1 protein-coding gene is annotated in these 1,533 nt (G+C 24.4%); it reads left to right on the forward strand.

The features are described 5' to 3' along the window. Positions 1–16 precede the first annotated feature (16 nt). Positions 17–1,533, forward strand: a 1,517-nt coding sequence (locus WBG30_RS05630) for a hypothetical protein (RefSeq protein ID WP_424503667.1), incomplete at its 3' end; no start/stop codon positions are given.

Genomic DNA, 1,533 nt, shown 5'->3' on the forward strand with positions numbered 1-1,533 from the left:
ATATAAAGGTGAGTCATTGGATGCCCTTCTGAAGATGTCCGCTAGTACAGATCTAAAAGAAAATATGACGAATTTAGTAAAAAAATACCTTAAGTTTTTTAATAAATCAGATGACGGTTCAGATAAACAAAATGGTATTTTATTGTTGGAGATAGATGATATAGACCTAAGTACTAAATATGCCTATGAGATGGTGGAACAAATAAGAAAATATCTTATCATCCCCAATACAGTGATTTTAATGGCAGTAAAGATGCAGCAGTTGAGTCATATTCTTGAGAGAAATACAAGAAAAGAGTTTGAAGATTTATTAAAAGAATCACATATGAATGATGAAGAACCTAAAAATATGGCAGAGAAGTATTTAATGAAATTAATACCATTGGAGAGAAGATTATTCCTTCCAAATTTTGATAATATTAATTTAGGTATGATGATGGAGGTTAAGACTGAAAAAAATTCAATAGAAAAAATGATAAGAACAAATATATATAATAAAACAGGTATGATGTTTTTTAATACCACAACTCAAGTGAGTTATATTGTACCCAAAAACCTAAGAGAGATTGTAAATTTAGTAAGTAGATTAGATAAAATGACAACGCCAAAAAAAGATAGTTTGAATAGAAAAGAAATGAAAACAAAAAACTTTCATGAATTTAGAGAATATTTTTTGAATCATTGGGTGGAAGAGAATTTAACTGATAATCAAAAAGAGATAATAAAAGAAATTTATACAAGAGATGTAGAAGAAAAAAATAAATTTATAGTCAGAATATTAGATGAAATCTATAGAGAAAAATTTTTGGAAAAAGAACATCTAGATGGACGTACTAACGAATATAGAGAAATAGGTGAGTATTTTAACATAGTTAATTTTTTAAATAACCCAGAAAACATTTCAATAGGAGATATTTTAGCGATATTAGATATAATAAACAAAGGAATGAAAAGAGATATTGATAAAAAATTTATATTTGCAATAAAAACAATTTATAGTTTTTTATTGTATTTCTACACAAATGAAATTGAAGAGAAAAGAAATATAGAAACTAATGTTAAAGAGTATAAGAAATTAATAAATGGGTATGTTAGAAATGTTACGTATCATAAAGTTTTATCAAAAAATCAAATAAAAATAATAAATAAATCTGAATATGTTGCAGATGAAGACGTAAAAAAATGGTTGGATCATTTTATTATTTGGAGAGGTTTAAAGGAATACAATTCAAATGAGGGAAGATATAGAATTTCTATTAGAAAATATAATGTAAATTCCAGTCAAGAAATATTAGCTCAAAAATTTGAATTTGATTATTTTGGTTTTTTATTTAATGATGTTGAAGAAAGTATAAAAAACAGACTTTATATAGGAAATATTGAGATGTTAGAAAAAATATCTAAATTTAGATTTACAGAAGAAGAGATACCATTTATTGAAAATGTAATTAAATTTATAGGGAATCTAGTTATTTATATAAATAATCAGGTAGAAGAATTAATTGAATTTAAAACAGATGAAATATATGGGGA

The organism is Psychrilyobacter sp. (assembly GCF_049671765.1).
Taxonomy (GTDB): domain Bacteria; phylum Fusobacteriota; class Fusobacteriia; order Fusobacteriales; family Fusobacteriaceae; genus Psychrilyobacter.